Origin of the sequence: Actinocorallia libanotica (assembly GCF_039525175.1) — a bacterium.
In the GTDB taxonomy this organism is placed as follows: Bacteria; Actinomycetota; Actinomycetes; order Streptosporangiales; family Streptosporangiaceae; genus Actinocorallia; species Actinocorallia libanotica.
On sequence record NZ_BAAAHH010000012.1, the window covers coordinates 21,657 to 47,204 of the forward strand.

Sequence of the window (25,548 nt, forward strand, 5' to 3'; positions counted from 1 at the left end):
GGAAACGTAGGCAGCCGTTACTGGCCAGTCAATGTCCGTCAGGAAGGAACGGCTGGCCGGTTCGAGACAGCCGTAACACGTGTGAAACCTCCCACGTCACACACGTCACATCACCGCCCCCGCACCCGCAGACGCAAGGCCTGCCTAGGCTGGACGGCATGGGGGAGATCCTGGTGGGGACCGCGTCCTGGACCGACAGAACGCTGCTGGCCTCGGGCTGGTATCCGCCCGAGGCCAAGACGGCCGAGGCACGGTTGCGGTTCTACGCCTCCCGGTTCCCGCTGGTGGAGGTCGACGCGACGTACTACGCGCCGCCGTCGGAACAGACGGCCTGCCAATGGCGCGACCGCACCCCCGACGGATTCGTCTTCAACGTCAAGGCGTTCTCCCTCCTCACCGGCCACCCCACACGCGTGGACCGCCTCTACAAGGACCTGCGGGAACGAGTCCCGGCACGCGACAAGGTCTACCTGCAAGACGTAACAGACGACGTGGCCGAAGAGGTGTGGCAGCGATTCCTGGGCGCCCTGCACCCACTGCACGAAGCGGGAAAGCTGGGCGCACTGCTGTTCCAGTTCCCCCCGTGGTTCACCGCCGGGAAACGCAGCCGGGAATACATCCTGCAGGTCAAGGAGCGATGCGCACCGGCACGGATCTGCGTGGAGTTCCGCCATGACACGTGGCTGTCACCGCGAAACCGCGCCGCGACACTGGAGTTCCTCCGCGACAACGACCTGGCCTACGTCGCAGTGGACATGCCGCAGGGACACCGCTCATCGGTACCCCCGGTGCTCGAGACCACATCGGACCTGGCGGTCGTACGCCTGCACGGCCACAGCGACAAGTGGAACAGCCCCAGCGTGTACGAGAAGTTCGCCTACCTCTACGACGAGGAGGAACTGGCCGCATGGGCGGAACGCATCCAGCGGCTGGCCGAACACACCAAGACCACCCACGTGGTCTTCAACAACTGCTGCGGCGACCACTCACAACGCAACGCGGCACGACTGGCGGATCTTCTCCTCCCACCGCAGGAGCACTATCCTCACTAACGTGGTGAAAGCTGTGCTGTGGGATGTAGACGACACCCTGTTCGACCACACAGGCGCCGACCGCAAGGCATTCCACCTGCACTTCACCGCAGAAGGACTGCCCAGCGACGACGCCGCGCTGGCGACATGGCGGGAACTCACCGAAGCCGCATACGCGCGCTTCACCGCAGGCGAACTGACCTTCCCCGGCCAACGACGCGAACGCGCCCGCGCCTACCTGGGCCCTGAGACCACCGACGACGAAGCGGACGCATGGTTCACCCGCTACATCGCGCACTTCGAAGCCTCCTGGACGGCATTCCCCGACGCGGCCCCGGCACTGGCCGAACTGCCCTACCGCCACGCGGTCCTGTCCAACAGCGTGAACACCGTCCAAGAACGCAAACTGACACACCTCGGACTACGCCACCACTTCGAACTCCTCCTGTGCTCAGACGACGTCGGCCACTCCAAACCCGACCCCAGGGCGTTCCACGCGGCATGCAAGGCCCTGGACCTGCCACCCGAACAGGTCGCCTACATCGGCGACCGCCTGGACCTGGACGCCCTCGGCGCCCACGCCGCAGGCCTGCACGGCATATGGCTGGACCGCACGGGCGACACCGACGCCCCACCCGGCATCCACCGCATCACCACATTGGCGACACTCCCGAAACTCCTGGCCGAACTGTGACAGGGAAACGTGAGCGCGGGGGAGTGGCACGGTCAGCGGTCGGCCTCCCGAAACGGCATCACGCCTCCGGCTCGGGCTCGGGGGGCTGGCGGGTGTCGCGCAGGTGGGCGAGGACGGGGGAGACCTTGGAGAGGTCCATGACGTCCTCGGCGGCGACGCGCGTGTAGATGCCGGTGGTCGCCATGTCCTCGTGACCCAGGAGGGCCTGGAGCTCGTTGATGCTGCCGCCGCCGCGGAGCACGCCGACGGCGAAGGTGTGGCGGAAGACGTGGGCGAGCTCGCCTTCGGGACGGCGGACCGCCGCGCGCAGGAACCACTGGTCGACCAGGTACTCGAGCATTCCCGTGGTCATCGGGCGGGCGACGGGCGGCTTGTCCTGCCGGATGCCCCACGCGTCGAAGGTCAGGAACAGGGGATCGCCGGGCTCGTACGGGCCGAGCAGCGCCTCGCGCTCGGCGAGGTAGTCGTCGATGCTGTCGACGACCAGGTCGTCGACAGGGACGTTCCTGTCCTTGTTGCCCTTGCCGTGCAGGAGCAGGAGAGCGCCGCCCTCCTCGCGCTTCACGTCCCGCACGGTGAGGCTGAGCCCCTCGGCGGCACGGGGGCCGGCGCCGGCGTAGACGGCGAGGAGCGCGCGGTCCCGGGAGATCCACTGGTTGCGGGCGCGCTCGTACGGGGTGGAGGCCGCCACGACGATCCGGCCGAGCTCCTCGTTGGTGAGCGCGACGGGGAGCCGGGCGGGGATCCGCGGGAACTCGAGCTCGACGCTCGGGTCGAAGGGAAGGCGGCGGGTCTTGGTGAGCCATTTGCAGATGCCGCGCAGGGCGCTGAGCCGGCCGGCGCGGGTGCGCTCGGAGTATCCCTGGCGCTGGAAGGCGGCGGCGCAGGCGATCAGCGCGTCCTCGTAGACGTGCTCGGGCGTGATCACCGACATCGGGTCTTCGTCGTCCGGTACGTCCAGATCGTGGAAGACGGCGAGCTCCTTGCACCAGGCCGCCAGGCCCTGCCGGTAGGCGGTCTCGGTGTTGTCGGACAGTCCCTTGCCGGCCCGTTTGACGTTGATCCACGCCGCGAAGAGCTGCGCCATGTTCTCGGTCTGATCCAGCTGCCCGGCCACCGGAAAACCACCCCAAGATCACCCAAAAACCCCGCCTGTTCGGGATAACCCATATTATCCCGAACAGATCCCAGGCGGGCGCACCTCCCCGCTCGGCGTCCGCGGCGTGGCGGCCCCCGCATGCCGTCCGGCGGTCTCGCGACGCGGACCGCCGGGCGGAGCGCCACCGAGTACAGCGGTGCTCCCCCGTTCCGCCGGGCGATGGCGTACGCGGGGAAGACCGGACCCGAAGTGACAAGTCCGGTTGGTCACGGTTTGCGGGCGACGCCGCAGTAGGCGGTGACCTCCGGGATCTCCTCGGGCGACGCGGTCTCGGGGCGCCAGCGCGACACCGACACCACGCCGGGCTCGAGCAGCTCCAGGCCGTGGAAGAACGCGGTGATCTGCTCGGGGGTGCGCAGCCGGTACGGGTCGCCGGCCTCGGCGCGGGTCTTCTCGGCTTCGGCGGCGGCGTCGGGGTCGACGGCGTTGGTGCCGTCCTCCAGCACCAGGTAGCTGCCGGGCGGCAGGGCCGCGACGAGCGTGTCGCGGACGGCCATCGCCTCGTCGTGGTCCCAGAGGTTGCCCAGGATGCCCAGCATCATCAGTCCGACGGGCCTGGTGAGGTCCAGGGTGGCGGCGGCCTGGCGCAGGATGTCCTCGGGGTCGCGGACATCGGCGTGGATGTAGGAGCAGTCGCCTTCCGGCGTGCTGGTGAGCAGGGCGCGGGCGTGGGTGAGGACGAGGGGGTCGTTGTCGACGTAGACGATGCGGCTGGCGGAGGTGATGCGCTGGGCGACCTCGTGGGTGTTGTCGGCGGTGGGGAGCCCGGTGCCGATGTCGAGGAACTGGGTGATGCCCTTCTCCCCCGCCAGGAGGCGGACGGCGCGGCCGAGGAAGGCGCGGGCGTGGCGGGCGACGTCGACGATGCCGGGGTAGACGTGGCGGACCTGTTCGCCGACTTCGCGGTCGGCGGGGAAGTTGTCCTTACCTCCGAGCCAGTAGTTCCAGACGCGTGCGGAGTGGGGGGTGGTGGTGTCGATTTCGGGGGCGGGTCCGGTCATGGCGGGCTCTTCTCGCTGGTCGGGAGGGCCGCCGGACGGGTGCGGCGGATGTGTTGATCTTCTCGGACGGCGGGGTGCTCGGGGGGCTGTCCGAGGATTTCTCCGGTAAACACCGGCTAGGCGTGGGTAGTGACGGATCGGACGCTTCGAGTGATAAGTGGTTGTCACAGCCTGTTCATCAGGCTCTGACAGCCGCGCAACGCTCGCGTTCGACACTGTGAACGGGAACGCTTCCGCCCCGTCGGTGATCGGGCATGGTGGAAACCGCGGTTCGCGGCCACTTACCGCACCGGACCAGGCTTGGCGGGGGTTCCGCGTCCGGCGCGGGACCCCCGTGGTTCCCTCCTCTCCCCCGGGTCTCAGCCGTCGGCGATGTCGTGTGCGATGCCGTCCAGGAGGCGGTCGAGGCCGTAGTCGAAGGTGCTGTCGCCGTATTCCTCGAAGGCTCCGGTCTCCCAGACGGCGTACAGGTGGGGGAAGCGCTGGCGGGTGATGAGGTCGGTGAGGTGGGTGGTGGCCTCGTTCCACCAGTGTTCGTAGTCGTCGGGGTCGGTGAAGCCGCCGTCACGGCCGGCGCGGGTGAGGTCGGCGCCGCTCCCCTGGCAGGCGCCGCGGACGTAGGCGTCGATGCTGTCGGCGATGGCGGCCTGCCGGGCGGCGGGAAGGTTCAGGGGTGACAGGGCGGCGTAGACGGCGTCGGCGCGGGTGGTGGTGTTGGGGCCCATCATCATGAGGCCCGGGGTGGCGACCGAGAGGGTCCAGGGGTGGTCGTGGTGGAGGTCGCGGCCGAGGTGGGCGTAGTGGCGCAGGGCCTGTCGCCAGGTGGCGCCTTCGGGTGGCGGCGGGGTGGGTCCGACGGCGCGGTCGTACATGAGGTGGAGGAGTTCGGCGCGGCCGGGCACGTAGGTGTAGAGGGACATGGTGCCGACGCCGAGGCGTTCGGCGACGCGGCGCATGGACAGGACGTCGAGTCCTTCGGCGTCGGCGATGTCGATGCCGGCGCGCACGATCTGCTCGAGGGTGACCTTGGGGCGGGGGCCGCGGCCGGGCGGTGGTGCGGGTGTCCCCCACAGGAGGGCCAGGACGCGGCCGGCGTCGGGCCTTTTGCGTTCGGCCATGTGATGCGCACCACACTTTCTTCGTAGACTGTACGGAATTAACTCCGTATGCCGTACGGTTCTGCTCGCCGGACAACTCCGTACACCATACCGAATAGTGGGGGGCGAGATCATGGAGATCCACGCACGGGGCCTGGTGAAGGGTTTCGGCGGCCAACGCGCCCTGGACGGCTTCGACTTGGCCGTCCCTGCGGGCGCCGTCCACGGCCTGCTGGGGCCCAACGGCGCGGGCAAGACCACCGCGGTGCGGGTGCTGACCACGCTGCTGCGCCCGGACGCGGGCACCGTCCGCGTCGCCGGGCACGACGCCGCCGCCGAGCCCGCGGCGGTGCGCGCCGCGATCGGGCTGCTGGGCCAGCACGCGGCGCTGGACGAGGTCCTGTCGGGACGCCAGAACCTCGAGCTGTTCGGGCGGCTGCACCACCTGGGGGTGAAGGAGGCGCGGCGGCGGGCCGGTGAGCTGCTGGAGCGCTTCGGCCTGGCCGAGGCGGCCTCCCGTCCGGTGTCGGGGTACTCCGGCGGGATGCGGCGGCGCCTGGACCTGGCGGTGTGCCTGATCCGCTCCCCCAGGGTGCTGTTCCTGGACGAGCCGACCACCGGCCTCGATCCGCGGGCGCGCGCCGAGGTGTGGGAGGCGGTGCGCTCCCTGGTCGGCGGGGGCGCGACGGTGCTGCTGACGACGCAGTACCTGGAGGAGGCCGACCGGCTCGCCGACCGCATCTCGGTGGTCGAGCGGGGCCGTGTCGTCGCCGAGGGCACGCCCGGGGAGCTGAAGGACCTCGTCGGAGGCGACCTGCTCGATCTGGTGGTGCGCGAGGCCGGCGAGGTGGAGCGCGCGGCGCGGGTCGTGGAGTCGGCGGTGGGCTCCTCCCCCGTCGCCGACTCCGGGGCGCGGCGCCTGGGGGTGCCGGTGACGGACCGGATCGGCGCGCTGACCTCGGTGCTGCGCGCTCTGGAGGAGGCGGGGGTGGCGGTGGAGGACGTGGCGGTGCGCCGCCCCACGCTGGACGAGGTGTTCCTGCATCTGACGAAGGAGAGGGCATGACGGGTATGGCGTGGGCGGTGGCCGACGGCTGGACGCTGACGCGGCGGGCGCTGCTGCACTGGGTGCGCCAGCCTGCGCAGGTCGTCGTGGGTTTGTTGTTCCCGGTGCTGATCGTGGTGATGTTCGTCTACCTCTTCGGTGGCGGCATGCAGGTGCCGGGCGGCGGTGAGTACCGGGAGTTCCTGCTGCCGGGGATGTTCGCGATGACGATGGTGTTCGGCATCGAGGGCACGTTCGCGGCGGTGGCCTCGGATGCGGCCAAGGGCGTCACCGACCGGTTTCGCACCCTGCCGATGACGCCGGGCGCGGTGCTGGTGGGGCGGGCGGCCGCCGATCTGCTGAACTCGGCGCTGGGCCTGGCGGTGATGATGGCGTGCGGGCTGGCGGTGGGCTGGCGCTGGCACGAGGGGCTCGGGCAGGTCGCGGTGGCGGTGGCGCTGCTGCTGTGGTTGCGGTTCGCGTTCCTGTGGCTCGGCATCTACCTGGGGGTGCGGTTCGCCTCGCCGGAGGCCGTGGTGGTGGTGCAGATCCTGGTGTGGCCGGTGGGGTTCTTGTCGAACGCCTTCGCTCCCTCGTCGGAGATGCCGGGGTGGCTGGGGTTCCTGGCGGAGGCCAATCCGATGTCGGCGACCATCACCGCGATCCGTGAGCTGTTCGGCAATCCGGGCGTGGTGGCCGGTTCGTGGACGGCGGAGTACGGGATGTGGCCGGCGGTCGTGTGGCCCGCGGTGCTCACGGCGGTGTTCCTGCCGCTGTCGGTACGCCGCTACCAGCGGCTGAGCGGATGAGAGCTGTGAAAGACGACAAGGAGACGATGGTGGAAGAGACTTTCGACGCCGGTGCGGAGTTCGACCGGCAGGTGCGCGTTCTGATCGAGCTGGGGTATCCGGCGGTGGCGCAGCTGAGCCGGGAGGATTTCGGTGAGCTCGTCGCGCCGCTGCGCGCCCAGGCGGTGGCGCACGGCGGCGGGATCGACCTGGAGGCGGGTCGGGTGCCGTTCGTGCTGGTGGTCGCGCGGGAGGTGGTTCCGATCGAGGCGGCGATGGAGCTGACCGTCCTGCACGGGGGCAAGAAGCCGGGTTTCGTGGACCGTTCTTTCGAGCCCGGTTCGCTCGAGCGGTTCGTCGCCGTCGAGGAGGCGCGGCCTCCCGGCCGGAAGGCCCACCTGCTGCTGGACGTCGAGCGCGGTGAGGAGTTCTGCAATGCCGTCCCCCAGGACGCTCTGGACGTCATCGCGCGGCGGGACCGCACCCCGTTGACGATCGAGGAGGGCGTCGCGCTGCTCACCTTGTTCCCGCAGGTGCTGGTGCAGAACAAGTGCTTCTCGCTGGGCGGGTCGCGCTGCGGGGACCGGCGGGTTCCGGCGATCTGGATCAGCCGGCGGGCGCCCAAGCTCGGGTGGTGCTGGGTGGGCAATCCGCACACGTGGCTGGGGATGGCCTCGGCCGGGGGCCGGACGGCCTAGGGCCCAGGTATGCGGGGCGGGTGAGGGGAAGGAGGAGGGAAGGGGGACGAGGGGGGTGCGGGGTGAAGATCCTGGTCACGGGTGCCAGCGGCTACATCGGGGGCAGGCTGGTGCCGCTCCTGCTGGAGGCGGGGCACGAGGTGCGGTGCGCCACGCGCAGGGAGGGGGGCCTGCGGGGCCATCCCTGGGCGGGCCGGGTGGAGACGGTCGTGGCCGACGTGCTGGACGGGGAGGCGATCGGGCGGGCGTTGCGGGGGGTGGACGTGGCCTACTACCTGGTGCACGGGATGGCCTCGGGTCCGGGGTTCGCGCAGCGGGACCGGCGGGCGGCGCGGACCTTCGCGCTGGCGGCGGCGCAGGAGGGGGTCGGTCGGATCGTGTATCTGGGCGGTCTCGCCTCCGGGGGGCGCCTTTCTCCTCATCTGCGCTCGCGTGCGGAGGTCGGGCGCATCCTGCTGGAGGGGCCGGTCCCGGCGATCGTGCTGCGGGCCGCGGTGATCATCGGGTCGGGGTCGGCGTCGTTTGAGATGTTGCGCTACCTGACGGAGCGGTTGCCGGTGATGGTGACGCCGCGCTGGGTGGACACGCGGATCCAGCCGATCGCGATCCGGGACGTGCTGCGCTATCTGGCGGCGTGCGCGTCCCTGCCGGGCCGGATCGACCGGGCCTTCGACATCGGGGGCCCGGACGTGCTGACCTACCGGCAGATGATGCGCCGGTACGCGGCGGTGGCGGGGTTGCCGCGCCGGGTGATCGTGTCGGTGCCGGTGCTGACTCCGAAGTTGTCGAGTTACTGGGTGGGGTTGGTGACGCCCGTTCCGTCGTCGATCGCGCGGCCGCTGGTGGAGTCGTTGCGGACGGAGGTGGTGTGCGCCGAGCACGACCTGTCCCGGCTGGTTCCCGATCCGCCGGGTGGTCTGCTGGGGTTCGACCGGGCGGTGGAGCTGGCGTTGCGGCGGGTGCGGGAGGCCGATGTGGCCACGCGCTGGTCGTCGGCGGCGGTGCCGGGGCGGCCCAGTGATCCGCTGCCGACGGATCCGGACTGGGCGGGGGGCAGCCTGTACGTCGATGAGCGTGTGGTGCGCACGGCCGCTCCGCGGGAGGCGGTGTGGCGGCTGGTGGAGGGTATCGGCGGGCAGAGCGGCTGGTATTCACTGCCGGTGGCGTGGCGGTTGCGTGGTGTGGTCGATCGGCTGATGGGGGGTGTGGGGCTGCGGCGGGGCCGGCGGGATCCGTACCGGTTGCGGCCGGGTGACTCGCTGGACTTCTGGCGGGTGGAGGAGGTCTCCCCCGCTGATGGGTTGCTGCGTCTTCGTGCGGAGATGCGGTTGCCGGGTCTGGCGTGGCTGGAGTGGACGGTCGGTGAGGAGGGCGGGCTGACGGTGCTGCGTCAGCGGGCGATCTTTCATCCGCATGGGCTGCTGGGGCATCTGTACTGGTGGTCGATCGCGCCTTTCCATGCGCTGGTGTTCGGCCGTATGCCCGGGAATCTCGCTGCGGCTGCGATGCGAGGGCGGGTAAGGCGGGTGTCTACGCGTGTGGGCGGCGGGGTGTAGGCGGTTTCGCTGATGCGGGGTGCCGCCTCCCATGATGAAACTTCTCCTATCTGAATAGTCGGGATATGGGGAGGAATCATGGGGTTCCAGCTGCTGGGTTCCGTGCGGATCGTGGACGCGACCGGGACGGCGCACACGGTGAGCGCGCCGAAGGTGGGGGCGCTGCTGGCGACGCTGCTCATCCGGGCCGGCGAGCCGGTCTCGACCGAGGAGCTGATGGAGGAGCTGTGGGGGTCGGGCCCGCCGCGGCGGGCCCGCGCGGCGCTGCACGTCTACATCTCCCAGCTGCGCAAGCACCTGCTGGAGGCGGGCGGGGACCAGGGGCGCATCGGCACGCGCGGCGCCGGCTACGTGATGGACGTCGACCCGGCCGCGATCGACGCCGCCCGCCTGCAGGAGCTGCACGCCCGGGGCCGCCGCGCCGCCTCCGCCGGGGATCCGGAGCGGGCGCTCGCCTGCTTCGAGGAGGCAGCCGCGCTGTTCCGCGGCCCGGTGCTGGCCCGCGAGGCCAACGGGCAGATCGTGGGGGCGTTCGCGCGCTGGGCCGAGGAGGTGCGCCTGGAGTGCCTGGAGGCCCTCGCCGACTGCTCACTGCGCACCGGCCGGGAGCGGGAGGTCATCGGGGACCTGCTGGTCTGGGTGCGCGAGCGCCCGCTCCACGAGACCTTCCGGGAGCAGCTGATGCTGGCGCTGTACCGCTCGGGGCGGCGGGCCGAGGCGCTGGAGGCCTACCGGGACGCCCGCCGGGTGTTCCGCGAGGAGCTGGGGCTGGATCCGCGCATCTCGATGCGCCAGTTGCAGAACGCGATCCTTCAGGGCGAGTCCCTGCACGCCCTGCCGCTGGCCGACGCGGTGTGAGCGCGGTGTGAGCCGAGACGCCGGGGCCGGGACGCATCACGCGTCCCGGCCCCGGCGTCCTTCACTGCTCCTGGGGTTCGGGTCGGGGTTCGGCGCGGCGCGCGCCGGGCCCGAACCAGAAGAGGAGCCCGATCACGATGGTCGCGGCGATGATGCCCGAGGACCAGGTGAACACCGCGGAGGTGGTCTCGGCCGGGTCCCCCGTCCCGGAGGTGAAGGGCAGGAGCAGGACGGCCAGGCCCAGCGAGCCGCCGATGGTGAGCGCGGTCTGCAGGACCCCGGCGGTCACGCCCGCGTACCGGGCGGGGACGGTGGTCAGGATGATCATGTTGAGCGGGATGATGGCGATGCCGACGCCCAGCCCCATGAGGACGAGCGGGCCGAGCACGCCGGAGGCGTAGCCGCTGCCGCCGTCCAGGCGGGTCAGCCACAGCACGCCGGCCAGGACCGGGACCAGGCCCGCGACCGCGCGCACCTTGAGGTCGACGCCGGAGACGAACCTGGTGAGCAGCTGGGTGGAGACCAGCAGCGCCAGCCCGAAGGGCAGGATGGCCAGTCCGCTGCCCAGCGCGTCCAGGTCCAGGACGGCCTGGAGGTACTGGACGAGGTAGATGAGGAAGCCGGTCAGGACCGAGGCGAGCAGCAGCAGGTTGAGCGCGGCGCCGGCGCGGGAGCGTTCGGCGAAGATCTCCCCCGGCAGGAGCGGGTCGGCGGCGCGGCCGTCGACGACGGCCAGGGCGGCGGCCAGGACGACGGCGGCGGCCAGCGCGATCAGGGTGACCGGGTCGCCCCAGCCGTCCTCGGCGGCGTTGACCAGCCCGTAGACCGCGGCCAGGATCGCGGCCGAGACCAGCAGGCTGGAGGCCAGGCCCAGGGGGCGGCGCCCGGCGGTCGCGCCGGTCGCTCCGGGGGCGTCGGGGGCGTCGGTCAGGCCCAGGGCGCGCACGGCGACGGCGATGATGAGCAGGCCGACGGGGACGTTGACCAGCAGGCTCCAGCGCCAGTCCCCCGCCCAGGTCAGCACGCCGCCCAGGACCATGCCGGCCGAGGCGCCCAGGCCGGTGACGGTGGAGTACAGGCCGAAGGAGCGCTGGAGGCGGTCGGAGGGGGAGATGAGCGGGATGAGGGCCAGGCCGGTGGGCCCGGCCAGGGCGGCGCCGGCTCCCTGCAGGACGCGGCCGAGCAGGAGGAGCTCCAGGTTGGGCGCCAGGCCGGCGATGAGGGAGGCGACGACGACCAGGGCGATGCCGCCCAGGAAGACGCGGCGGTGGCCCAGGACGTCGCCGAGCCGGCCGGCGAGCAGCAGCAGCCCGCCGAAGGCCAGGAGGAAGCCGTTGGGCACCCAGGAGGCCGCGGTGACGGGCAGGCCGAGGTCGGACTGCAGGGAGGGCAGTGCGACGTTCACGATGGTGCCGTCGAGCTGGAGCATGAACTCGGCTCCGACGATCGCGGTGAGCGCCAGCGCCCACCCCCGTCCCGGGGTGGCGGCCACCCCGGACACGGCTTGCGTACTCATCGAACCTCCCGGATCAGGGCGCGGATATACTGAGACAGCCTCAGGTTAAGGCGGGTCCAGTTAACCTGAGGCAGCCTCAGGTAGTCAAGGGAGCACCATGGCAGACGAGCCCTACATCGCCCGGCGGCCCAAGCGCGCCGACGGCCGCCGCAACTACGACGCGATCCTCGCCGCGGCCCGCAAGGCCTTCGAGACCGACGGGTCCGAGGCCTCCCTGGAGGACATCGCCGGGCAGGCGCAGGTGGCCATCGGCACGCTGTACCGCCACTTCCCCACCCGGGCGTCCCTGGTGGAGGCCGCCACGCGCGACGGCCTGGCCGACCTCATCGCCGAGGCCGACCGGCTGGCCGCCGAGGCCGACCCGCTGGAGGCGCTGGCGGCCTGGATGGGCCGCGCCGTGCGGCACTTCAGCACCTTCCGCGGCCTGGTCGGCATCCTGACCGCGAGCATGTACGACGAGGGCACCCCCTCCCACGCGGCATGCAGCGCGATGCACCAGGGCGGGGCGCGGCTGCTGGAGGCCGCCCAGGGCGCCGGCCGGGTGCGGGCCGACCTCACCGCCGACGAGCTGTTCGACCTGCTCAGCGGCGCGGCGTGGGTGCGCGAGAGCGGCCCGGCCGACCGCGACGGCAGCGAGCGCTTCCTGACGATGGTCCTGGAGGGGATCGTCACCCGGGAGGCGTGACCCGGATCACCCCGGCCGCGGGCGGTCGGGGCTCGCCTTAAAGCCAAACAAAACCTATCGTTTTAATAGGAAATGCCATCGGGACCGCCGGGAGCGATCATGGCGCTGAGTCCGTCCGAGGCGCTCGCCCGCCTGCTCGACCTCACCTACACCCCCGGCACCGAGGGACGGCTCATCGCGGTGCGCGGCGACCCCGGCTCCGGCAAGACCCACCTGCTGTCGGCGCTCGTCCAGGAGCGCCAGTGGACCGCGCTGCCCGCCACCTCCTACCGGTGCACGCGCGGCGAACGCGCCCGGACCGCCATCGACGCCGTCCGCGCGCTGCTGCGCCAGGCCCGCCGCCCCTGCGGCGAGGAGGGAGAGGAGGTCGTCGGCCTCGTGCGCGAGCGGCGCCGCCCCGACCGCGAGCTCGTCGTGCTCGAGGACGTCCACCTCGCCGACGAGCGCACCGTCAGCGAGCTCATCACCTTCTCCGGCGGCACCCCCGCCCCCCTGGTCGACCTCGTGGTCACCCTGCGGCCCCGCCAGACCCCGCCGGAGCTGGCCGAGGCGCTCGGCCTCACCGCCGCCTTCGGCCGCACCGAGCTCATCGACCTGGCCCCCCTCAGCGACCACGAGATGCTCACCGCCTTCGGCCCCTCGGCCTCCTACGAGCTGCGCCGCCGCAGCGGCGGCAACCCCTTCGCCCTGCGCGCCCTGCAGGCCCTGGAACAGGACGAGCGCGCCGGCGCCGACTCCCCCGCCACCCCCTTCGAGCTCGCCGTCTCCCAGGAGGTCCGCGACCTCACCCCGCACGAGCGGCACGTCCTGCACGCCGCGGCCGTCCTGCGCTCCCGCTTCGACGTCGAGCTGCTGGCCGAGGTCGCCGCGCTGGACGTCGTCGTGGCCTCCGCCGCCGTCCACAACCTCCTGCGCCGGGACCTGGTGCGCGCCGAGCAGCCCGTCGACACCCTCTTCTCCATCCGCGACGAGGTCTTCGGCACCCTGCTGCGCCGCGCCATCGACCCCGGCTGGGCCGCGCGCGCCCACCAGCGCGCCATCCGCCGCCTGTCGGCCCGCGGCCAGGGCGTGCAGCTGGGCTTCCACCTGGCCAGCTCCCCCTCGGGCACCCGCCAGGGCGAACTCACCCGCATCATCGCCGCCGCCCGGGAGCTCATGGAGAGCGACGTCTCGGAGTCCATCTACCTGCTGACCCCCCTGCTGGCCGAGACCCCGCACTCCAGCGAGGCGGGACTGCGCGTCCGGCTGGCCCTGTGCTCGGCGTTCGGGCGCGTCGGCCGCCTGGACGAGAGCCGCAACCTGCTGTTCGTCGTCCACGAGGCCGCCTCGCCGGACAAGCCGGGCCCCGATGCCGCCGAACGCGCCGAGGAGGTCGCCTTCGTCTCCGGCGTGGAGGCCGTGCTCAGCCAGGACCAGCAGACCGTCGACCTCCTGGAGGAGTACCTGGCGCTGCCCGAGCTGCGCGACACCCCCCTGTGGCCGCGCCTGGCGTTCGCCCGGGGTTTCCGCCAGACCATGCAGGGCCGCCCCGTGGAGCACGGCGAACTCGACGCCGCGCTGCAGGCCGGGCACGCCGGGCCCGCCCGCGCCGGACTGCTGGCCCTGCGGGCCCTGGCCGAACTCGCCGACGGCGGCCTCACCGCCGCCGACGAGGCGGCATGCCGGTCGGGCGAGCTGCTGGACCGCACGCCCGAGCACCAGCTCGCCCGCGGCCTGGACGCCCTGTGCGCCGTGGCGATCGCCCACATCTACCTGGGCCGCTTCACCGACGCCCGCCGCCACCTCCAGCGCGGCCTCGCCATCGCCCGGCGCCGCCGTCACACCTACCTGCTGCCCACCCTGCTGGTGCTGCTGAGCGAATCCGAACGCCACCTGGGCCTGCTGGAGAAAGCCCGCGCCTCGGCCGACGCCGCCATCATCGAGTCGAGCTCGGGCACCCCCCTGCGGCTGTCCCAGGCCGTGGCGCTCAAGGCCGCCGCCGAGCTGTGGGCCCAGCCGCCCGGCAGCGGCCGCGCCCGCGGGCTCGCCCGCCAGGCACTGGCCCAGCAGGCGCCCTCCCCCACCCGCGTCAACGGCAGCGCCGCCCAGGCCGCCCTCGTCCTGGCCCAGGACGCCTGGCTGGAAGGCGACCCCCGGCACTGCATCGCGCTCCTGCTCAACGAGGGCCGCGGCCGCCGCCTGGCCGCCATCCCCACCAACCAGCACAGCGCCGTCCGGGAGCTGCTGTGCGCCGCCGGCATGGACGCCGGGCTGCCCCTGGACGACTGGGCGCACCTCAGCCACGAGCACGCCCGGCGCCACGCCACCCCGCCCGACCGCGCCTACGACACCCTCATCCAGGGCCACCTGCACCGCTCCCAGGGCGCGCTCGTCGAGGCCGCCCGCCACTACCAGGACGCCACCGCGCTGTTCGCCGAGGCGGGCATGGCCGTCATCCAGGCCTACGCGCTGGGGCACGCCGCCCGCGTCCACGCCGAACTCGGCCGCGCCGAGCGCGCCCGCGGCCTGGCCGACCTGGCCGGGGAACTGGCACGCAGGGCCGGCGCCCAGACTCTGACCGCCTGGATCGACGGCCTGCTCGGCGCGTCCACCGGGCCCGCCGCCGGCATCGCCGAACTCGACGTCTTCGGCCAGCTGACCGCCCGCGAACGCGAGGTGGCCATGCTGCTGTGCTCGGGCATGAAGCGCAGCGAGATCGCCGAGCGGCTGGCCATCAGCGCCCGCACCGTGGACGTGCACCTCACCCGCGTCTACCGCAAGACCGGCGTGGCCTCCCGCGTCCAGCTGACCCTGGCGGTGCAGCGCGCCCTGCTTTAAGAACGGCTTGAGCGCCGGTCCGTAGCGTCGTTCTTCCCAGGGGCGCCCGGGCAGCGGGCGGCCCGGCGCGCCGAGGAGGCCGGCCCAATGACGGTGGACGCAACTTTCCTGCCGCCCGAGACGACCGACGCGAAGGTGGGAGGGCTGGCCCTGCCGGGCCGGTCGCTGATCCTGCGCGACCTCACCGAGAAGGTCGTGCGGTACGAGTCCACCAACCCCGACCCGACCGGCCGCACCCCCACCGTCGATGACTTCGCCACCGTCGACCTGGAGATCTTCGGCCCGGACGGCGGGCTGCTGGGCCGCACCTCCGGCGCGGGCCGCATGCTCTACCGCCAGGAGCACGACGGGCACTTCATCGCCTACTTCGGCGAGCGCATCGAGCTGCTGGACGGCAACGTCGTGCGCGCGGGCGGCCTGGTGGACGACGCGCGCCTGACCGAGGGCGAGTTCGCCACGTTCCCCGCCGCGGTCGTGGAGGGGCCGCTGGCCGGCGCGATCGGCTACCGGCAGTTCCGCCCGTCCGCGCAGGACGCGCACACCGTCTATGAGTCCGCGATCGTCCTCTACCTGGCCTGATCATGACGTTGACGAGACTGCCCACCCGCAAGATCGGCTCGCTGACCGTCGGCGCCCAGGGGCTCGGCTGCCTGGGCATGGCGGAGTTCTACGGGCCCACCGACGAGCAGGAGGCGCGGCGCACCCTCGCCCGCGCCCTGGACCTGGGGGTGTCCCTGCTGGACACCGCCGACGTCTACGGCCACGGCGCGGGCGAGGAGCTCCTGGGCCGCGCCGTGGCCGGACGGCGCGACGAGGCCGTCATCGCCACCAAGTTCGGGGTGGTGCGGCCCGGCCCCGGGGTCGGCTCGGGGATCCGCGGGGACGCCGCCCATGTGCGGGCCAGTTGCGAGGCCTCGCTGCGCAGGCTGGGCGTGGACCACATCGACCTGCTCTACCTGACCCGCGTCGACCCGCAGGTGGGCATCGAGGAGACCGTGGGCGCGCTGGCCGAGCTGGTGGCCCAGGGCAAGGTCCGGGAGATCGGGTTGTGCGAGGCCGGCGCGGCGACCCTGCGCCGGGCGGCGGCGGTCGCGCCGATCGCCGTGCTGCAGAGCGAGTGGTCGTTGTGGTCGCGCGACCTGGAGCGGGAGATCGTGCCGGTCTGCCGCGAGCTGGGCATCGCGATCGTCCCGTACGCTCCGCTGGGGCGCGGCTTCCTCAGCGGGGCCGTCCGCTCGGCCGACGGCCTGGAGGAGGGCGACTTCCGGCGGTTCGGGCTGCCGCGCTTCGCCCCCGACAACCTCGCCCGCAACCTGCCGCTGGCCGACGCGCTGGGCGCGCTCGCCGCCGAGCTGCGCCTGACCCCCGCCCAGCTCGCCCTGGCCTGGCTGCACCACCGGGGAGCCGACGTCGTCCCCATCCCGGGGACCCGCGGCAGGGGGCACCTGGAGGAGAACGCCGACGCGGCGTTCCTCGTCCTGTCCCCCGCCGAGCTCGCGGCGGTCGAGGAGGCCGTCCCGGCCGAGGCCGTCCACGGGGCGCGCTGGAACGAGCAGAGCATGGCCTACATCGAGAGCTGAGGGCCCGCACCCTCGACGACCGGCCCCGGCGCGCGAGCGTGCCGGGGCCGGTCGGCTTCTCATCCGTCCAGGAGCGCGCTGATCGCCCCGGAGGGGCACAGCCGCAGGGCCAGCAGGACCTCCTCCCGGTGCTCGGCCCCCGGTTCGGCGTCCACGACGGTCACCAGGCCGTCGTCGCCGTTGCCGAAGACGGCCGGGGCCGTCACGGCGCAGTGCCCGGCGGCCATGCAGCGGCTGCGGTCCGCGATCGCCTTCATCGTCCCTCTCCTGACCACTCCACGGGCAGCCGGTGCACGCCCTGCATCGTTCCGCCGCTGCGCACGGCCAGCTCCGCGTAGGGAACCGCCAGCCGCAGGTCGGGGATCCTCTCGAACAGCACCTGGAGGCCGACCTCCAGCTCCATGCGCGCCAGGTTCTGGCCCAGGCACTGGTGGATGCCGAACCCGAACGTCAGGTGCTGGCGGCCCGCCGCGGCGCTGCCTCCCCGGGTGCGGTGGATGTCGAAGGTGTAGGGGTCGTGGTAGACCGACGGGTCGCGGTTGGCGGCCGAGGAGGAGACCAGCACGCCCTCGCCTGCGCGGATGAGGTGACCGTCGACCTCGATGTCCTCCAGCGCCACGCGCACGCCCGACACGTCGGTGACCGAGACCATCCGCAGCAGCTCGTCGATGGCGGCGGGCAGCGCCCGGGGGTCGGCGCGCAGGGCGGCGAGCTGGTCGGGGTGCTCCAGCAGGGTGACGACGGCCAGGGCGAGCATCTGGGAGGTGGTGTCGTGGCCGCCCAGCAGCAGGGCCAGGGCGATGCGCACCAGGTCCTCGCGGGTGAGGTCGCGGCCGTCGATCAGCGGCACGAGCCGGCCGATGGTGCCGGCGCCGGTGGGGTGGCGTTCTTCGGAGGTGATCAGCTCGTCCAGGTAGTCCCACAGCGCCCGGCCCGCGGCCTCGGCGGCCTCGGCGCTGGCGGCCTGGAGCAGGTCGACGGTCTTCTGCTCGAAGAACTCGTGGTCGGCGTACGGGACGCCCAGGAGCTGGGAGGTGACCATGGAGGGGATGGGCAGGGCGTAGTCGGCGACCAGGTCGGCGGGCGGGCCCTTGCGGAGCATGCCGTCGGCCAGGCGGGCGGTCAGCTCCAGGGTCTCCCCGCGCAGCTCCCGTACCCGCTTGAGGCTGAAGTCGGGCGCGAGCATCCGCCGGTGGACGTCGTGGACGGGCGGGTCGAAGCCGATGATGGCGATCGGCTTGAAGACGGGGGCGTCCAGGCGGGGCAGCACCACGGGGAAGTCGTCGCGGGAGCGGTCGGCCGACATGCGCGGGTGGGCCAGGAGCTTGCGGCCCAGGGAGTGGCCGGTGACCATCCACAGCCAGCGGCCGTCGAAGAGGCCGACCCGGTGCAGGGGGCCCTCTTCGCTGAGCGTCTGGTAGCCGGGTGAGGGCTGGTAGGGGCAGGTACGGTCCTGCGGATAGGAGAAGAGCTGTTCGGTCGTCATCCCAGAGCCTCCTCAGGTTGGTTCGATGACGGGGGCCGGAGCGGGTGCGGGTGCGGGAGCGGGTGTGTCCGCGGCGGGTCGCGACCAGCGCCGCATGGCGGGGACCTCCACCAGCCGGTGCAGCCCCCACGACAGCAGGGTGGTCGCCCCGAACAGCGCGGCGATGATCACCGTGGCGGCGGGGGCGTCCCAGGAGCGGGCGGCGCCCAGCGGGATGTGGGCGAAGCTCAGCACCAGGAAGTGCACGAGATAGGAGGCGAAGGAGATCTCGCCCAGGAACCGCAGGGGCCCCGAGCGCAGGAGGGAGGGCGCTCCTCGCAGGTCGGCGGCGGCGATCGCCGTGATCACCAGCGCGACCGGGGCGACGATCGTGGCGGTCAGCCCGTACACCGTGGGCCACAGGGCGACCTGGGCGGCGAACCCGGCGGCCAGGAGACCCAGCGCGGCCGGGACGGGCAGGCCGATCCACCGGCCGGACAGCACGATGCGCGCGGCCAGGATGCCCAGGACGAAGTCCAGGGTCCGCACCGGCGGGAAGGACACCAGGAACCAGTTCTGGGTCAGCGACATCTCCTGGCCGGGCAGCTGCGGCGCACCGGGCACCCAGCAGGGCGGCGGCGGGCAGCAGGAGGATGACGGCGGTGACGGCGCCCGCGGCGTGCCACAGCCGGTGCTCGGGGATGCGCCGCAGCAGCGCGTACAGGAAGGGGAAGGCCAGGTAGAAGAACAGCTCGCACGCCAGCGACCAGGTGACGACGTTGACCGTCAGGATGAACTCGCCGCGCGGCAGCCAGGTGTGCACCAGGAACAGGCTCGGCAGCAGGTTCCCCAGGTCCACCGCGTGCCCGGCCCACACCGCCAGGCCGAGCGCGGCCAGCCAGGTCGCCACGTGGTTGGGGTAGACCTTGGCCAGGCGGCGGCGCCAGAAGGAGGTGGCCGCCCCGCCCTCGCGGAAGGACCAGGTGAGGACGAAGCCGCTGAGCACGAAGAAGAACTCCACGCCCAGCCAGCCCAGGCTGAAGGCCGCGTCGCTCAGCCGCGCCTGGGTGCCGGGGTGGAAGTAGCCGAGCACGAGGGCGTGGCAGACGAAGACCGCGAACGCGGCGAAGAACCGCGCGCCGGTCAGGGACGGCAGGCGGCCGTCCCGGGAGGCGGGGCGCCGCTCAGACATCGTCGCTCCTGATCTCGATGGCGCCCGCGGGGCACGAGTAGGCGGCTTTGCGCACGTGCGCGCGCTGCTCGCCGGCCGGTTCGGCCACGAGCACCAGGACCAGGCCGTCCTCGTCCTGGTCGAAGACCTCCGAGGTGGCCGCCATGCAGCGGCCCGCGCTGATGCACGACTCGCGGTCGGCGCTCACCCGCATCCCGCTCACCACTCCACCGGCAGTTCGAGGACCCGCTGGACGGTCCCGGCGCCCAGGATCGGCAGGTCGGCCACGTCCACGGCCAGGCGCATCCCGGGGATGCGGGTGAGCAGCTCGTGGAAGGCCACCTCCAGTTCGATGCGGGCCAGGTTCTGGCCCAGGCACTGGTGGATGCCGAACCCGAAGGTGACGTGGTGGGGGTTCTCCCGGCGCAGGTCCAGCACGTCGGCGCGGGTGTGGACGGCGCCGTCGCGGTTGGCCAGGGTGCCCGAGACCAGCACGCCCTCGCCTTCCTTGATGCGGTGCCCGGCGATGTCGATGTCGCCCTTGGCCACGCGGGTGGCCACCAGGTCGGTGGTGGCGATGAAGCGCAGCAGCTCCTCGATCGCGCCGGGCAGCAGCGAGGGGTCGGCGTGCAGGAGGGCGAGCTGGTCGGGGTGCTCCAGCAGGGTGATGATGCCCAGCGCCAGCGAGGAGGAGGTGGTCTCGTGCGCGGCGATCAGCAGCACCAGCGCGATGGACACCAGCTCGTCGTGGCCGATGTCGCCGGTCTGCACCCGCTCGCGCACCAGGGTGGCCAGCAGCCCCTCGGTGGGGTTCTTGACCTGGTCGGCCACGAGCCGGTCGATGTAGTCCACCAGGTCCTGGGCGGCCTTGGCCGACTCCTCCTCGGTGCCGAGCATGACCGCGCCGCTGGAGTCCTGGAAGAACTCGTGGTCGGCGTACGGGACGCCGAGGTGGCGGCAGATGACCAGGGACGGCAGCGGCACCGCCAGCGAGGCGACCAGGTCGGCGGGCGGGCCCTGCTCCAGGATGTCGTCGACGTAGCCGGAGACGATCCGCTCCAGCTCCGGGCGCATCCGCCGGACGGCCTTGAGGCTGAAGTGCGGGTTGAGGTAGCGCCGGTAGGTGTCGTGGACCGGGGGGTCCATGGCGATGAGCGCCAGGCTCCGGGCGATCTGCGAGCGGAAGCGGGGCGCGACGATGGGGAAGTTCGGATGGGTGCGCTGGGAGGAGAGGTTCGGATGGGTGAGGATCTCGCGGGACTCCCGGTAACCGGTGACCATCCAGGCCTCCCGCCCGTCGAAGAGCCTCACCTTGAGGACGGGTCCGCGCTCCCCGATCTCCTGGTATCCGGCGGGCGGCTCATAGGGGCAGGTGCGTTTCTGCGGGTAGGGGGGTGCCTCCGTCATTTCTTGCTCCTTTCGCGGGGGATGGCGGCGAGAAGCTCCTGGGTGTAGGGGTGGGCGGGACTGCGGAAGACCTGCTCGATCCCGCCTTCCTCCACGACGCGGCCCTCGCGCATGACCGCGACGCGGTCGCTGAGCCTGCGGATGACGCCCAGGTCGTGGGAGACGAAGACGTAGGCGACGCCGCGGCGGTCCTGGATGCCGGCGAGCAGCTCCAGGATCTGGGCCTGGATGGAGGCGTCGAGGGCCGAGACGGGCTCGTCGCAGACGATGACGTCGGGGTCGGGCGCCAGGGCGCGGGCGATGGCCAGGCGCTGGGCCTGCCCGCCGGACAGCTCGCGGGCACGGCGGGCCAGCACGTCCGCGGGCAGGCCGACCTGGTCCAGCAGGGCGGTCAGCGCCTTGTCGGTGACGGGCCGCCCGGTGGCGCGCAGCGGCTCCTCCAGGAGGGCGCGCACGGAGTAGCGGGGGTCGAACGAGCTCAGCGGGTGCTGGTAGATCAGCTGGACGCGGCGGCGGAACTCGCGCAGCTCGCGGCGGCCCAGGGCGTCCCAGCGGCGGCCGTCGATCTCCACGGTCCCGGCGTCGGGGCGGGTCAGGCCCGCGAGCATGCGGCCGACGGTGGTCTTGCCCGACCCGGACTCCCCCACGATGCCCAGCGTCTCCCCGGCCTTCAGGGTGAGGGAGACGCCGTCGACGGCGGGCACCGCCCGCCCGCCGGGCAGGGTGAAGCGCTTGGCCAGGCCGTCGGCGCGCAGCACGGTGCGGGCGTGCCCGCCGGGCCGGGAGCGGGCCAGGGGCGCGCCGGCGCCCACGAGGGCGCGGGTGTAGGCGTGCCGGGGGCACTCCAGGATCTGGTGGGCCGGGCCGTCCTCGACGAACACCCCGTCGCGCATGACGTGGACGTGGTCGGCGATCTCGGCGACCACGCCGAGGTCATGGGTGATCAGCAGGATCGCCACGCCCTCGGAGGCCCGCTCGCGCAGCAGCCGCAGCACCTGGCGCTGCACGGTGGCGTCCAGGGCGGTGGTCGGCTCGTCGGCGATGAGCAGGTCGGGGCGCGCGGCGAGCGCGGAGGCGATGAGGGCGCGCTGGCGCAGGCCGCCGGAGAGCTCGTGCGGGTACTGGCGGGCGCGCGTCTCGGCTCCGGGTATGCCCGCCTCGGTCAGCAGCCGCACGGTCTCCTCCCGGATCTGGCGGGAGGGCACGACGCGGTGTTCGCGCAGCGGTTCGGCGACCTCGGCGCCGACGCGGCGCAGCGGGTCGAGCGAGCCCAGGGCGTCCTGGAGGACGAACCCGATGCGCCTGCCGCGGAGGGCGCGCCAGGGCGGGCGGCCGGTGAGGTCGATGCCGTCGAAGTCCAGTGCGGCGGCGCGCACCTCGGCGCCGTCGCCGGGGAGGCCGACGAGGCTGCGGGCGGTGACGCTCTTGCCCGACCCGGACTCGCCCACGATCGCGGTGATGCGGCCGCGTTCGGCGGTGAAGGACACGCCCCGCACGGCCCGCACGCCGCGGCGCGGGAAGTCGACGGTCAGGTCGCGGACGTCCAGCAGCGGTTCGCTCACGCCGACCTCCCCTCGACGCGGCCGTGCAGTTCGCGGCCGAGCGCGGTGACGGCCAACACGGCCAGGGTGATGGCCACGCCGGGGAACACCGCGGGCCACCAGGCCACCGACAGGGTCTGGCGGCTGGAGGCGAGCATGGCCCCCCATTCGGCGGTCGGCGGCTGGGGGCCCAGGCCGACGAAGCTCAGCGAGGAGCTGGCCACGATCATCGCGCCGAGCGAGACGGTCGCCAGCGCCAGCACGGGCCCGAGCGTGTTGGGCAGGACGTGGCGCAGCACCACCTGGGCGCCGCTCCAGCCGAAGCCGCGGGCGGCCTCGACGAACGGCGCGGCGCGCAGCCGTATCGTCTCGGCGCGGGCGACGCGGGCGAAGCCGGGCAGCGAGGTGATGGCCAGGCCGATCACCGCGGGCCCGCTGCCGGGGCCGAGCGCGGCCACGACGAGGAACACCAGCAGCAGCCACGGCACCGACAGGACGATCTCCAGCGACCGGCTGATGACCTGGTCGGCCAGCCGCCCGAGCCGGGCCGAGGCCACGCCGACGGCGACGCCGCCCAGCAGCGCCAGCGCGACCGCGCCGATGCCGATGAGCAGCGAGGGGCGCGCGCCGTGGACGATGCGCGCGTACAGGTCGCGGCCGTTCTCGTCGGTGCCCAGCCAGTGGGCGCCGCCGGGCGGCGCGAAGGTGGCCTGGAGGTCGGCGGCGTCGGGGTCGGCCGCGGTGAACAGCGCCGGGAAGGCCGCCATCGCCACGAGGACCGCCACGAAGGCGGCCGAGCACCACAGACCGGGACGGATTCTCATGTGGCCTCCCTGGTCCGGGGGTCGATCAGCCAGTTCAGGACGTCGACGAGGATGTTGACCACGACGAACACCACCGCGGCCAGCAGCACGACGGCGGTCACCAGCGGCAGGTCCTTGTTCTGCACCGCCGAGAGCACGAGCCGTCCCACGCCCTGGCGGGAGAAGACGATCTCGACGATGACCGCGCCGCCGATGAGCGAGCCGGTGATCCAGCCCAGCAGCGGCACGGCCGGGGTGAGGCCGTGGCGCAGCACGTGCCGGAACCGCACCGCCGCCTCGCTGATGCCGCGGGTGCGCGCGGTCAGCACGAACGGCTCCTCCAGGGCGCGCAGCATGCCCTCGCGCAGCACCTGGGCCACGACCGCGACGGGCCCGGCGGCCAGCGCCAGGGCGGGCAGGAACAGGCCGCGCGGGGAGGAGTCGCCGATGGCCGGGAACCAGTGCAGGGTGAAGGAGAAGACGCTCAGCAGGATCAGGCCGAGCCAGAAGGGCGGCAGCGCCGCCATCAGCGACTCGGCGGATCCGAACACCGCGCGCATCCAGGGCCTGCGCCGCGCCCCGGCGACGGCCAGCAGGATCGCTCCGGCCACGGTCAGGGCCAGGGTCGCGGCGATGAGCACGAGCGTGTCGGGCAGCTGCGCGCCGATCACGTCGGCGACGGGCCTGCGCAGGGCGTAGGAGTCGCCGAGGTCGCCTCGGGCCAGGCGCCCCAGGTAGGTCAGGTACTGCGTCGGCAGCGGGTCGTCGAGCCGGTACTCGGCGATGAGCTGCGCCCGGATCTCCGGGGAGACGGTCGAGCGGGCCAGCAGGACGTCGGCGGTGCCGCCCGGCGCGGCCCGCACCACCAGGAAGGTCACGGTGACCGCGCCCCACAACACGGCGAGCGATCCGGCCAGGCGCACCGCCGCCAGCCGGGCGATCCGGCCGGTGCCGGCGGGGGCCTCGGCCCCCGCCGGCACCGTCTTCAGGATGCCAGCCATATGCCGGTCAGGTCCGTCGACCCGTCGGAGGTGAAGCCCACGCCCTCCACGCCGGAGCGGGCGGCCAGGCTGGAGAGCGGCGAGTAGACGGGGAACACCGCGGCGTCGTCGGTGATCTTCTTCTGGACGGTGGTGTAGACGCGGTGCTGCTCGGCCTGGTCGGCGGCCTTGAGCGCCTGCTCGAAGGCGCTCTCCACGCTCGGCTCGTCGTAGCGGGCCATGTTGTTGGCGATGCCGCGCTCGGGGGTGGGGATGTTGTCCTTGGAGAACAGCACGCGCAGGACGTCGGGGCCGGGTGCGGAGAAGTTGGTGTCGATCAGCTCGTAGTCGCCGGCCAGGAGCCGCTCCACGAAGGTGCCGCCGTCGAGGTTCTCCTCCACCAGTTCGACGCCGATCTCCTTGGCGGACGCCTGGATCTGGACGGCGAGCGTCTCCACCGACGGGTCGGACCACAGGTGGCGGACCTTCAGGCGCTTACCGTCCTTGGTGCGGTAGCCCTCGGAGTCGCGCTCCTTCCAGCCCGCCTCGTCCAGCAGCCGGCCGGCCTCGGCGGGGTCGTGGGCGTAGGCGGGGGCCAGGGAGGCGTCCTGGCCGGGGGTGGTGCGCGACAGGACGCCCTTGGCGGGTTCGTAGACGCCGAAGTAGACGTTCTTGACGACCTGCTCCCAGTTGATGCCCGCGCGCAGCGCCTTGCGGACGTTGACGTCGGCGAGGGTCCCGGAGGCGGTGTTGGGCCAGTAGCTGTAGTTCGCGCCGGGGAAGGGCGCCGAGGCGACGGTGAAGCCGGGCGTGTCCTTCAGTTCGCGCAGCCCGGTCGGGGCCAGGGCGGTGGCCGCGTCGACCTGGCCGCTGGTCAGCGCGCCCGAGCGGGCGGCGTCGTCGGGGACGATCCGCACGGAGATGGCGTCCAGGCGCGGCTTACGGGTCTCGGGTGCGCCTTCGGGGCCCCAGGCGTACGCCTTGTTGCGGGTGTACTCGATGCCCTTCTGCGGGGTGAAGCCGCCGTCGCTGCGGAACGGTCCGCTGCCGACGACCTTGGCGCACAGGGCGGCGGGGTCGCCCTTGAAGGTCGCGGGTGACTGGATGCCGAGGTTGGGGGTGGCCAGCGCGCCCAGGAAGCCGGAGTCGGGCTGTTCGAGCTTGACCTCCACGGTGTCGGCGGAGGTGGCCTTGGCCGAGTCGTAGGAGGCCAGGAGGCTGCCGGCCAGCAGCGACTTGGTCTCGGGGTCGACGACGCGGTCGAGGTTGGCCACGACGGCCGCGGCGTCGAGCTTGGTCCCGTCGGTGAAGGCGACGCCGTCGCGCAGCTGGAAGGTGTAGGTGCGCCGGTCCTCCGAGACGGTCCACTCGGCGGCCAGCCACGGGTGGATCGCGCCCTTGTCGTCCTGGTAGACGAGGGAGTCCACGAGGGGGCGGATGAGCAGTCGCGCCGCTTCGGTGGGGCTCTGGTGCGGGTCCAGGCACTCGGGTTCGCGGGCCACCGCCACCCGGAGCGTTCCGCCGTCCCGGGGCTGGACCTGTGCCGCGCTGGTGCCGCCGTCGCCCGGCGAGCAGGCGGACACCAGCGTCAGTGCCAGGAGCGTCGCCGCGGCCCCCACCGCGGGCTTGGTCGTCGTGAACCGTCTGCTCATCCTC

At 72.9% G+C, this 25,548-nt stretch carries 24 protein-coding genes and 1 pseudogene; 11 read left to right on the top strand and 14 right to left on the bottom strand.

Annotated features, from left to right (window positions below):
• The first annotated feature begins 158 nt into the window (after nucleotides 1-158).
• Together ABD140_RS16470 and ABD140_RS16475 are read left to right on the top strand one after the other, a co-directional pair.
• Nucleotides 159-1,052 (top strand): DUF72 domain-containing protein, encoded by an 894-nt coding sequence (locus ABD140_RS16470; protein WP_344241676.1) that lies wholly within the window; start codon nucleotides 159-161, stop codon nucleotides 1,050-1,052.
• A gap of 1 nt (nucleotide 1,053) precedes the next feature.
• Nucleotides 1,054-1,725, top strand: coding sequence for an HAD family hydrolase (locus ABD140_RS16475; protein WP_344241678.1), 672 nt, complete (start codon nucleotides 1,054-1,056; stop codon nucleotides 1,723-1,725).
• Nucleotides 1,726-1,783: 58 nt separating this feature from the next.
• Here ABD140_RS16475 and ABD140_RS16480 read toward each other — a convergent pair whose 3' ends face one another.
• From ABD140_RS16480 to ABD140_RS16490, 3 genes are all read right to left on the bottom strand, one after another.
• Complete coding sequence (locus tag ABD140_RS16480; RefSeq protein WP_344241680.1) at nucleotides 1,784-2,842, bottom strand: tyrosine-type recombinase/integrase; 1,059 nt, start codon at nucleotides 2,840-2,842, stop codon at nucleotides 1,784-1,786.
• A gap of 248 nt (nucleotides 2,843-3,090) precedes the next feature.
• Nucleotides 3,091-3,885, bottom strand: a complete 795-nt coding sequence (locus ABD140_RS16485) for an SAM-dependent methyltransferase (RefSeq protein WP_344241682.1) — start codon at nucleotides 3,883-3,885, stop codon at nucleotides 3,091-3,093.
• A gap of 359 nt (nucleotides 3,886-4,244) precedes the next feature.
• Nucleotides 4,245-5,003 (bottom strand): TetR/AcrR family transcriptional regulator, encoded by a 759-nt coding sequence (locus ABD140_RS16490; protein WP_344241684.1) that lies wholly within the window; start codon nucleotides 5,001-5,003, stop codon nucleotides 4,245-4,247.
• A gap of 112 nt (nucleotides 5,004-5,115) precedes the next feature.
• Between ABD140_RS16490 and ABD140_RS16495 the strand changes: the two genes are divergently transcribed.
• From ABD140_RS16495 to ABD140_RS16515, 5 genes are all read left to right on the top strand, one after another.
• Nucleotides 5,116-6,048: an ATP-binding cassette domain-containing protein gene (locus ABD140_RS16495; RefSeq protein WP_344241686.1), complete on the top strand. Its 933-nt coding sequence runs from the start codon at nucleotides 5,116-5,118 to the stop codon at nucleotides 6,046-6,048.
• Nucleotides 6,045-6,836, top strand: coding sequence for an ABC transporter permease (locus ABD140_RS16500; RefSeq protein ID WP_344241688.1), 792 nt, complete (start codon nucleotides 6,045-6,047; stop codon nucleotides 6,834-6,836). The genes ABD140_RS16495 and ABD140_RS16500 overlap by 4 nt, the downstream gene beginning before the upstream one ends.
• 26 nt (nucleotides 6,837-6,862) lie before the next feature.
• Nucleotides 6,863-7,513, top strand: coding sequence for a DUF5701 family protein (locus tag ABD140_RS16505; RefSeq protein ID WP_344241690.1), 651 nt, complete (start codon nucleotides 6,863-6,865; stop codon nucleotides 7,511-7,513).
• 62 nt (nucleotides 7,514-7,575) lie between these two features.
• The gene (locus ABD140_RS16510) at nucleotides 7,576-9,069 is read left to right on the top strand and encodes an SDR family oxidoreductase (protein WP_344241692.1); all 1,494 of its coding nucleotides are present in this window, start codon (nucleotides 7,576-7,578) and stop codon (nucleotides 9,067-9,069) included.
• A 78-nt stretch (nucleotides 9,070-9,147) separates the two neighbouring features.
• Nucleotides 9,148-9,927, top strand: a complete 780-nt coding sequence (locus ABD140_RS16515; protein WP_344241694.1) for an AfsR/SARP family transcriptional regulator — start codon at nucleotides 9,148-9,150, stop codon at nucleotides 9,925-9,927.
• A 61-nt stretch (nucleotides 9,928-9,988) separates the two neighbouring features.
• Here the strand turns inward: ABD140_RS16515 and ABD140_RS16520 are convergent, their stop codons facing one another.
• Nucleotides 9,989-11,443, bottom strand: coding sequence for an MFS transporter (locus ABD140_RS16520; RefSeq protein ID WP_344241696.1), 1,455 nt, complete (start codon nucleotides 11,441-11,443; stop codon nucleotides 9,989-9,991).
• Between the two features lie 97 nt (nucleotides 11,444-11,540).
• Here ABD140_RS16520 and ABD140_RS16525 point away from each other — a divergent pair, with 97 nt between their 5' ends.
• From ABD140_RS16525 to ABD140_RS16540, 4 genes are all read left to right on the top strand, one after another.
• Complete coding sequence (locus tag ABD140_RS16525; protein WP_344241698.1) at nucleotides 11,541-12,128, top strand: TetR/AcrR family transcriptional regulator; 588 nt, start codon at nucleotides 11,541-11,543, stop codon at nucleotides 12,126-12,128.
• Between the two features lie 99 nt (nucleotides 12,129-12,227).
• A complete protein-coding gene (locus tag ABD140_RS16530) occupies nucleotides 12,228-14,945 on the top strand; it encodes a LuxR C-terminal-related transcriptional regulator (protein ID WP_344241700.1) in 2,718 nt (905 codons plus the stop codon).
• An 87-nt stretch (nucleotides 14,946-15,032) separates the two neighbouring features.
• Nucleotides 15,033-15,524: an allene oxide cyclase barrel-like domain-containing protein gene (locus ABD140_RS16535; protein WP_344241702.1), complete on the top strand. Its 492-nt coding sequence runs from the start codon at nucleotides 15,033-15,035 to the stop codon at nucleotides 15,522-15,524.
• Nucleotides 15,525-15,526: 2 nt separating this feature from the next.
• A complete protein-coding gene (locus tag ABD140_RS16540) occupies nucleotides 15,527-16,525 on the top strand; it encodes an aldo/keto reductase (RefSeq protein WP_344241704.1) in 999 nt (332 codons plus the stop codon).
• A 59-nt stretch (nucleotides 16,526-16,584) separates the two neighbouring features.
• Here the strand turns inward: ABD140_RS16540 and ABD140_RS16545 are convergent, their stop codons facing one another.
• From ABD140_RS16545 to ABD140_RS16585, 10 genes and pseudogenes are all read right to left on the bottom strand, one after another.
• Nucleotides 16,585-16,782 carry a ferredoxin gene (locus ABD140_RS16545; protein WP_344241706.1) on the bottom strand — a complete coding sequence of 66 codons (198 nt, stop codon included), beginning with the start codon at nucleotides 16,780-16,782 and terminating at the stop codon, nucleotides 16,585-16,587.
• Nucleotides 16,779-18,011, bottom strand: a complete 1,233-nt coding sequence (locus tag ABD140_RS16550) for a cytochrome P450 (protein WP_344241708.1) — start codon at nucleotides 18,009-18,011, stop codon at nucleotides 16,779-16,781. The genes ABD140_RS16545 and ABD140_RS16550 overlap by 4 nt, the downstream gene beginning before the upstream one ends.
• Nucleotides 18,012-18,023: 12 nt before the next feature.
• Nucleotides 18,024-18,581: an acyltransferase family protein gene (locus tag ABD140_RS16555; protein ID WP_344241711.1), complete on the bottom strand. Its 558-nt coding sequence runs from the start codon at nucleotides 18,579-18,581 to the stop codon at nucleotides 18,024-18,026.
• A gap of 103 nt (nucleotides 18,582-18,684) precedes the next feature.
• A pseudogene (locus ABD140_RS40135) lies at nucleotides 18,685-19,182 on the bottom strand (acyltransferase family protein); the annotation flags it as partial.
• Entirely contained in the window at nucleotides 19,175-19,375 is a 201-nt protein-coding gene (locus ABD140_RS16560; RefSeq protein ID WP_344241713.1) for a ferredoxin, read from the bottom strand. The gene ABD140_RS16560 and the pseudogene ABD140_RS40135, both read right to left, overlap by 8 nt.
• 5 nt (nucleotides 19,376-19,380) lie before the next feature.
• Complete coding sequence (locus ABD140_RS16565) at nucleotides 19,381-20,568, bottom strand: cytochrome P450 (RefSeq protein ID WP_344241715.1); 1,188 nt, start codon at nucleotides 20,566-20,568, stop codon at nucleotides 19,381-19,383.
• Complete coding sequence (locus ABD140_RS16570; protein WP_344241717.1) at nucleotides 20,565-22,130, bottom strand: dipeptide ABC transporter ATP-binding protein; 1,566 nt, start codon at nucleotides 22,128-22,130, stop codon at nucleotides 20,565-20,567. Before ABD140_RS16570 ends, ABD140_RS16565 begins: the two co-directional genes overlap by 4 nt.
• A complete protein-coding gene (locus ABD140_RS16575) occupies nucleotides 22,127-22,933 on the bottom strand; it encodes an ABC transporter permease (protein WP_344241719.1) in 807 nt (268 codons plus the stop codon). The genes ABD140_RS16570 and ABD140_RS16575 overlap by 4 nt, the downstream gene beginning before the upstream one ends.
• The gene (locus ABD140_RS16580; RefSeq protein ID WP_344241721.1) at nucleotides 22,930-23,913 is read right to left on the bottom strand and encodes an ABC transporter permease; all 984 of its coding nucleotides are present in this window, start codon (nucleotides 23,911-23,913) and stop codon (nucleotides 22,930-22,932) included. Before ABD140_RS16580 ends, ABD140_RS16575 begins: the two co-directional genes overlap by 4 nt.
• Nucleotides 23,898-25,544, bottom strand: coding sequence for an ABC transporter substrate-binding protein (locus tag ABD140_RS16585; RefSeq protein ID WP_344241723.1), 1,647 nt, complete (start codon nucleotides 25,542-25,544; stop codon nucleotides 23,898-23,900). The genes ABD140_RS16580 and ABD140_RS16585 overlap by 16 nt, the downstream gene beginning before the upstream one ends.
• Nucleotides 25,545-25,548 lie beyond the last annotated feature (4 nt).